Consider the following 8186-nt stretch of genomic DNA (forward strand, 5'->3'; position numbering starts at 1 on the left):
TGTCGACCGTTCAGTCGCGCTCGGCGAGGGTCAGCTCGACGCCGCCGACCAGGTCGGCGCAGACGTTGTAGATGAACGCGCCGAGGGTGGCGAGCGCGGTGAACAGCACCACGTTCACCAGCCCGATCAGACCGGAGGTAAGGATGACGCCCTTGGCCGTGATCTGGAAGGTGTCGCCGGTGCCCTGCCCGCCACTCGCGCTGATCATGTCGGTCAACGTGCCGTTCACGCTGTCGAAGACGCCCATCGCGTCGAGCGCCAGGTAGAGCACGGAGGTCGCGACGATCACCACGATGAACAGCACCAGCGAGACCGCGAACGAGAACTTCATCACGGACCACGGGTCGATCCGCTTGAGGTTCAGCCGGGCCCGACGGGGACCACGCGAGGCGGCGGAGCTGACCGTACTGCGGGCGGCGCGGACCGCCTCGGTCACCCGGGCCGCACCGACCGCGCCGGCGCCACCGGGCGCACCCGCGCCCGCGGCTCCGGTCGCGGTACGCGCCGCCGCGCCGCCGAGGCCGAACCGGCCGGTGCCCGGTGTTGTCTGGGCACTCCCACCGGCCCGACCCGGCCGGAACGCGCCCTGCGGTGCGCCGCCGGAGATCGGCTGGGTCGCCTCGGCGCCGGGGGCGGCACCGGAGGAGCCCGGCCGGTCGGTCCGGCCGGGAATCCGCTCGGTACGGACCGCCTCGCCGGGCTGGTCCAGCCGGCTCGTCACGGTCGCATCGCTGTTGCCCGCCTGATCGGAGCGGTTCACCCCGGAACTGCCTCGGGAAGCCGCGGCGGTCGCCGCCGGAGACGTCGCGGCAGTCGCGGCTTCCGTCGTGGCAGACACCGGTTCTCCGTCCTCGGCCGCCCCGGCCGACGGCGTGGTCGACTCCTCGGGCAGCTGGTCGGGTGGCGGCGGCATGCCCGGCGCCCGGGTGAACTTGGGGGACGGCGTGTCGGCGCTGACCATCGCCCGGCCGACGGCCGCGCGGCCGGTCGCTGGTGCACCGCCCGCGGCGGCCTCCTCGTCGACCGGGTTGGTCGAGGTCCCCGCAGCCCCCGACTTCGCCTGTGTCTCCGTCATCAACTAGTCCTGTTCGTCAGGCTCGTCGGCATTGCGAGCAATCGCCACAATAGTCACGCCGTCTGGTAGGTCCATCAGTTTGACCCCCATTGTGTTCCGGTCACGCGTTCGGCGTACAGGCTTCACCGGAGTCCGGATCACGCCGCCGTTGCTGGTGATGGCAAACAGCTCGTCGTCCGGGCTGATGACGACCGCGCCGACCAGACCGCCGCGGCGCTCTGTGATCTTCGCGGTCAGCACCCCTTTACCTCCCCTACCCTGCACGGGGTATTCCTCGATCGGGGTACGTTTCGCGTAACCCCCGTTCGTCGCCACGAGGACATCCAGATCCATGCCCTCGCGGACCACCTCCATCGCCAGCAGCACGTCGTCGTCGGTGAATCGCATCCCGATCACGCCGGAGGTGGCCCGTCCCATCGGCCGGAGCGCCTCATCGGTGGCGTTGAACCGGATCGCCTGCGCCTTCTTGGACACCAGCAGGAGGTCGTCCCCGGGTCCCGCCAGCGCCGCTCCGACCAGCTCGTCCTCGTCGCGGAGGTTGATCGCGATGATGCCGCCGGAGCGGTTGGAATCGAACTCCTCCAACCTCGTCTTCTTCACCAGACCGTTCCTGGTGGCCAGGACCAGGTACGGTGCGACCTGGTAGTCCGGGATCTCGATCACCTGGGCGATCTGCTCGTCGGGCTGGAAGGCGAGCAGATTGGCCACGTGCTGGCCTCTCGCCACCCTACTGGCCTCCGGCAACTCGTACGCCTTGGCTCGGTAGACCCTCCCCTTATTGGTGAAGAAGAGCATCCAGTCGTGCGTGGAGCAGACGAAGAAGTTGCTGACGATATCGTCCTGACGCAGCGTCGCGCCACTGACCCCCTTGCCGCCCCGGCGCTGCGAGCGGTAGAGGTCGACCTTGGTCCGCTTGGCGTACCCGGTCCGGGTAATGGTGACCACCACGTCCTCGCGGGCGATCAGGTCCTCCATCGAGACCTCGCCCTCGAAGGGCACGATCTTGGTCCGCCGTTCGTCGCCCCACTTGGCCACGATCTCGCCGAGCTCCTCGGAGATGATCTTCCGCTGCCGCTCCGGCTTGGCCAGGATGTCCTTGAGGTCGGCGATCTCCAGCTCGATTTTGGCCAGTTCGTCGATGATCTTCTGACGCTCCAGCGCGGCGAGCCGGCGGAGCTGCATGTCCAGGATCGCGGTGGCCTGCACCTCGTCGATGTCGAGGAGCTGGATCAGGCCCTGCCGGGCCTCCTCCACCGTCGGTGACCGCCGGATCAAGGCGATGACCTCGTCGAGCGCGTCCAGCGCCTTGACCAGACCCCGCAGGATGTGCGCCCGCTCCTCGGCCTTGCGCAACCGGTACGCCGTCCGCCGCCGGATCACGTCGATCTGGTGGCCCACGTAGTGCCGGATGAACTGGGCCAGGTTGAGCGTGCGCGGCACCCCGTCGACCAGGGCCAGCATGTTGGCGCCGAAAGTCTCCTGAAGCTGGGTGTGCTTGTAGAGGTTGTTCAGCACCACCTTCGCGACCGCGTCCCGCTTGAGCACCAGCACGATCCGCATACCGGTACGCCCGGAGGACTCGTCCCGGATGTCGGCGATCCCGGCGAGCTTGCCCTCCTTGATCAGCTCGGCGATCCGCTCGGCCAGGTTGTCGGGGTTGACCTGGTACGGCAGCTCGGTGACGACGAGGCTCGTCCGGCCCTTCTTGTCCTCCTCGACCTCCACCACCGCGCGCATCCGGATCGAGCCGCGCCCGGTCCGGTACGCGTCCTGGATCGGGGTGGTCCCCACGATCAGCCCGTGCGTCGGGAAGTCCGGCCCCTTCACGATCCCGATCAGCGCGTCGAGCGTGGTGGCCTCGTCGTCGTCCGGGTGCTCCAGGCACCACTGCACCGCGTCGGCGATCTCCCGCAGGTTGTGCGGCGGGATCTTGGTGGCCATGCCGACCGCGATGCCCTCGGAACCGTTCACCAGCAGGTTGGGGATCCGGGACGGCAGGATCGTCGGCTCCTTGGCCCGGCCGTCGTAGTTGTCCTGGAAGTCGACGGTGTCCTCGTCGATGTCCCGGAGCATCTCCATGGCCAGCGGGTCAAGCTTGCACTCAGTGTTGTGGCTGACAAACCCGTCGCTGACGAAGGAGTGGTCGTCGGTGTCGACTCGCAGGCTGTAGACCGGCTGCACGCCCGCGTCGGTCACGTCCGCGACCTCGGCGTAGTAGAACCGGCCGTCGACCAGCGGCTCGACGACGTCCAGTACCTCCTGGTCGGTGATCCGGGCCGCGATCTCGGCGCGGTCCCGCTCCCAGCGCTCGATCCGGTCGACGTTGTGCCGGCGCAGCCAGTCCCGCTCGGTCCAGCGCTGCGCGCCGTGCTCCCGGATGAAGTCGCCAACGTACGGCACGTGGTCACCGGAGAGCGCCGTGCTGGTCACCGGGACCGTGCCGAGTTCCGACTCCAGCTTCGCCCGCTTGCGGCCGAGGAAGCCGACCCGCTGCGCGAACAGCCGGGCGTCCCGACGGTTGGTCACCACGACCTTGATCTCGCCGGTGTCGTACCGGCACTGCCGGCTGACCACGCCGAACTCCAGCAGCAGTTGCTGGACCTCGCGGGCCAGGCGCTCGCTCCGGGTGGAGTACGAGATCTGGATGGTGTTGCGGGGCAGCAGCGAGGACGAGCCGTCGCCCTCGAAAAGCGCTTGCAGGAACGCCCGCTTGACCGCCGCCGGCCCCTGCCAGACGAACTCCGGCACGAACTTCGCCGCGCTCCGCGCCCCGACCAGATCGCCGAGCAGGCTCTTGCGCAGCTCGGTGAGATCCCGCACGTCGAGTTCATGCAGAACGCTGCCGGAGGCGATCACTCGCTCGGAGACGTACCGGGGACCGCCGACCGCGAGGTCGTAGGCGGCGAGCACCCGGACGAAGAACTCCCGGTCGACGTTGTTGAACCCGGCCCGCCCGGCCGAGACCCAGCCCTCGCTGACAAAGGCGCCGGCCAGGGTCGCCGCCTCGACGTGCTCCAGCATCGGGTAGCCGATCTCGTCCGGAACCGTCCGCTGCAACACCACCCGGTCGCCGGGGCGGACCTCGGCGAGCAGCTTCCAGAGCAGGGTCGGCACCCCGGCGACCTGCACCAGGCAGAGCACCGGGTGGTTGTGCGTACCGGTCAGTTCGTAGCCCTCGCGGGTGCGCATCCGCAGCGTCGGGTGCTCGCCCGAGTGGAAGAACTTCGAGGCCCGGACCAGGTCGCCGTTGCGGTCCCGGACCTTGAGGTCGATGTCGGCCTCGCAGCTGGACGCCGCGTCGGGGACGATCTGGTCGATCCGGACGGTACCGTCGGCGGTACGAACCCGGACATCGCCGGTGATGCAGTACCTCATCGCCGCAGCCGGATCGTTACCCGGCGATCCGAAGTTGCCGTTGCCGTCGACCAGCGGGTAGCGCAGCGACCAGGTCTGGGCCATCCGGACCAGCGCGTCGTAGATCGCCGAGTCGCCGTGCGGGTGGAACTGACCCATCACGTCGCCGACCACCCGGGAACACTTCACGTACCCCCGGTCGGGCCGGTAACCGGAGTCGAACATGGCGTAGAGGATCTTCCGGTGTACGGGCTTCAACCCGTCCCGTACGTCCGGCAGCGCCCGCCCGACGATCACGCTCATCGCGTAGTCGAGGTAGGAGCGCTGCATCTCCACCTCGAGCCCGACCGGTTCGATCCGGTCGTGCTGAGCGACCGCGCTGGCGGCCGCTTCCTGCTCCGGCTCGTTAGCGGAGGACTCGGGAGTATCCGTCACTGTCAACCCTTATCAGACTCAAAGCCGCATTCCGCTGTGGATAACGGCTGTGGAAACCGTGGAAGCTGTGGATAACTGTGTGGAACGGCGGGTCCCGGTCGGCCGTTCGGCCGGGTCGGAGATCTCGACCCGGCCGGTCCGGCCGGTGCCGGGAGCCGCCGTACCGCCACTAGATGTCGAGGAAACGGACGTCCTTGGCGTTGCGCTGGATGAACGAGCGGCGCGCCTCCACGTCCTCGCCCATCAGTACGCTGAACAGCTCGTCGGCGGTCGCGGCGTCGTCCAGGGTGACCTGGCGGAGCGTACGCGTCGCCGGGTTCATCGTGGTCTCCCACAGCTCCGGGTAGTTCATCTCGCCCAGACCCTTGAACCGCTGGATGTCGTCCGGCTTGGCATTCGGCTTCTTCTGCTGCCGCAGCGCGATCAGCCCGTCCCGCTCCCGGTCGGAGTAGGCGTACTGGGCGTCGTCGCCCTTCCGGTTCCACTTGATCTTGTAGAGCGGCGGTGCGGCCAGGTAGACGTGGCCCAGCTCGACCAGCGGCCGCATGAACCGGAACAGCAGGGTCAGCAGCAGGGTCTGGATGTGCTGCCCGTCGACGTCGGCATCGGCCATCAGCACGATCTTGTGATAGCGCAGCTTCTCGATGTCGAAGTCGTCGTGGATGCCGGTACCGAGCGCGGTGATCAGCGCCTGGACCTCGTTGTTCTTCAGCACCCGGTCGATCCGGGCCTTCTCCACGTTGAGGATCTTGCCCCGGATCGGCAGGATCGCCTGGGTACGCGGATCCCGGCCCTGCTTCGCCGAGCCGCCCGCCGAGTCACCCTCGACGATGAACACCTCGGACTCGCGCGGGTCGGTGGACTGGCAGTCGGCCAGCTTGCCCGGCATCGAGCCGGACTCCAGCAGCGACTTGCGCCGGGCCAGCTTGCGGGCCTGCTGCGCCGCGATCCGGGCCCGGGCCGCCTGGGTCGCCTTGGTGATGATCAGCTTGACCTCGCCCGGGTTCCGGTCGAACCAGTCGACCAGCCACTCGTTGCAGACCCGCTGCACGAAGCTCTTCACCGGGGTGTTGCCGAGCTTGGTCTTGGTCTGCCCCTCGAACTGCGGGTTGGTCAGCTTGACCGAGATGATCGCCGCGAGCCCCTCCCGGATGTCCTCGCCGGAGAGCTTCTCGTCGCTCTTGAGCAGCTTCTTGTCCGTGCCGTACCGGTTGACCACGCTGGTCAGTGCGGACCGGAAGCCCTCCTCGTGGGTGCCGCCCTCGTGCGTGTTGATGGTGTTGGCGAAGGTGTAGACCGACTCGCCGTACGACTCGTTCCACTGCATGGCGATCTCGACCGCCATGCCGTCCTCCTCCGCGCCGAACTCGACCACGGTCTTGTGGATCGGGTTCTTCGAGGCGTTGAGGTGCCGGACGAAGTCGGCGATGCCGCCCTTGTAGCAGAAGGTCACCTCGCGCGGCTTGCCGTCCTCCTCCCGCACCCGCTCGTCGCGGAGCTGGATGGTCAGCCCCCGGTTGAGGAAGGCCATCTCCTGGAGCCGCCGGTAGATGGTCTCAAAGGAAAAGTCGACGGTCTCGAAGACGTCCGCGTCGGGCCAGAAGGAGACCGCCGAACCACTGGTGTTGGTGGTCTCGCCCTTCTCCAGCGGTGACGGCTTGGAGTTGGTGTAGCTCTGGCGCCAGACGTAGCCGTCCTTGTGGATCTCCACGAACATCCGGGTGGAGAGCGCGTTGACCACCGAGACGCCGACGCCGTGCAGGCCGCCGGAGACCGCGTACGCCTTGCCGTCGAACTTGCCGCCCGCGTGCAGCACGGTCAGCGCCACCTCGACACCCGGCTTCTTGAGCTTCGGGTGCAGGTCGACCGGGAAACCCCGCCCGTTGTCGGTGACCCGGACGCCGCCGTCGGCGAGCAGCACCACCTCGATGGTGTCGCAGTAGCCGGCCATCGCCTCGTCCACGGCGTTGTCCACGACCTCCTGGACAAGGTGGTGCAGACCGCGCTCACCGGTCGATCCGATGTACATACCGGGCCGCTTGCGAACGGCCTCCAGGCCCTCCAGAACGGTGATCGACTCGGCGCCGTACTCCTGCTTCTTCTGCGCTGCCACCTTGGCTACTTTCTCGCGCGGTCCGCGCCGTGCGGCGCGGGAGCGCGGGTTTGGTGGGCGGCCCACGACAGGCGCGCGGGCCGGCACCACGAGGAATTCCGGGTACGGTCGAACGCGCCGGTCGCCGCGGCTGCCCACGGATCGCGATCGGCTCGGACCCGGTGCGGTGCCGGCCGGACCACCCCGGGCCCGGTCTCCGCTCCACACCGTGTCGTCGTCTCGCTATCAATCTTACTGTGCCCAGATGACATATTGGGTATGCGGCACCCCTGCGCGGCGCCCTGAGAACCTCGTAGGCGGCCGTACCCCCTCGCCCACGACTCCCCCCACACGCCTGAGATCGAATCGGGGGCGTTTCCGGCATCGCCGTACCCTCGCCGGCCGACACCTCCCAGCGTGGTCGTCCCCGCCCAGCCGGAGCCATCTCGGACCGGACGTTCGGCGCACGCCGACCCGGGGGGTCGCGCGGAGGGTGAGCGGTGCCGTAACTTGGCGACGCCGGAAGTAAGCTCCGTGGCCAGGATGCCCGGTAAGCGCATCGGACGGTCCCAACGACCGGTTTCGTCAGGTGCATGGAGAGGTGACGCCCGATGGGGCTGGACAACGTCGCGGTGCGCTGGCCGCGGACCGGCCGCTTCTACGACCCGGTCGCCCCGGCCGAGTTCGTCGACTTCGGCGAGCTGGCCGACTCGCCCGAGGTGGCCGCCCCGACCGCGGCCCTCGCCGGATACATCGCCAAGAACGGTTCGGTCCGGGCGACCGCCTACACCGAACTGGTCGACCTGCTGCTCGGGCTGGACGGGGTGCTCTACGCCACCGAGGCCGCGGCCGAGGACGAGGACCCGGTGATCGACCCGGACGGCTGCGCCTGGATCGCCGGCGGCCTGGAGCGCTTCGTGGACGGGCACCGGGAGTACGGCGACTCGGTGACCTTCGACACGGTCAGCGCCGTACTGCGGGCCGCGCTGGCCGGCGGCCGGCTGGCCGAACAGCAACTGCGCTGGCTGGACAGCCGGCTCGACGCGCTGCGCGACGAGTCCGGTGCGCCGCCGCAGTGGAGCTTCTCCCGCTCCGAACTGGGCGTACTGGCCGGTTTCTACCGCCGGTGCGCCGAACGCGGCTTCGCCGTCTACGCCGACTCCTGACCGACGCCTCCCGCCTGAACCGGCTCCCGCCTGAACCGGCTCCCGCCTGAACCGGCTCCCGCCT

Annotated in this window: 4 protein-coding genes; 1 reads left to right on the top strand and 3 read right to left on the bottom strand. The window is 68.9% G+C overall.

Annotation, left to right across the window (positions count from 1 at the left end):
- Positions 1-10: 10 nt before the first annotated feature.
- The 3 genes from AAH979_RS27995 to gyrB form a co-directional block, all read right to left on the bottom strand.
- Entirely contained in the window at positions 11-1075 is a 1065-nt protein-coding gene (locus tag AAH979_RS27995) for a DUF3566 domain-containing protein (protein WP_346261107.1), read from the bottom strand.
- A gap of 3 nt (positions 1076-1078) precedes the next feature.
- Positions 1079-4864 carry an intein-containing DNA gyrase subunit A gene (gyrA, locus tag AAH979_RS28000; protein ID WP_346261108.1) on the bottom strand — a complete coding sequence of 1262 codons (3786 nt, stop codon included), beginning with the start codon at positions 4862-4864 and terminating at the stop codon, positions 1079-1081.
- A 169-nt stretch (positions 4865-5033) separates the two neighbouring features.
- Positions 5034-6977, bottom strand: a complete 1944-nt coding sequence (gyrB, locus tag AAH979_RS28005; RefSeq protein ID WP_346261109.1) for a DNA topoisomerase (ATP-hydrolyzing) subunit B — start codon at positions 6975-6977, stop codon at positions 5034-5036.
- Positions 6978-7567: 590 nt separating this feature from the next.
- Here gyrB and AAH979_RS28010 point away from each other — a divergent pair.
- On the top strand, positions 7568-8122 hold the full coding sequence (locus AAH979_RS28010; protein WP_346261110.1) for a hypothetical protein: 555 nt from the start codon (positions 7568-7570) through the stop codon (positions 8120-8122).
- Positions 8123-8186 lie beyond the last annotated feature (64 nt).

This window comes from Plantactinospora sp. ZYX-F-223 (assembly GCF_039649625.1).
GTDB lineage: Bacteria > Actinomycetota > Actinomycetes > Mycobacteriales > Micromonosporaceae > Plantactinospora.

Coding starts and splice junctions, on each gene's coding strand:
- AAH979_RS27995 (WP_346261107.1), bottom strand. CDS start 1,075: ATGACGGAGACACAGGCGAAGTCGGGGGCTGCGGGGACCTCGACCAAC.
- AAH979_RS28010 (WP_346261110.1), top strand. CDS start 7,568: ATGGGGCTGGACAACGTCGCGGTGCGCTGGCCGCGGACCGGCCGCTTC.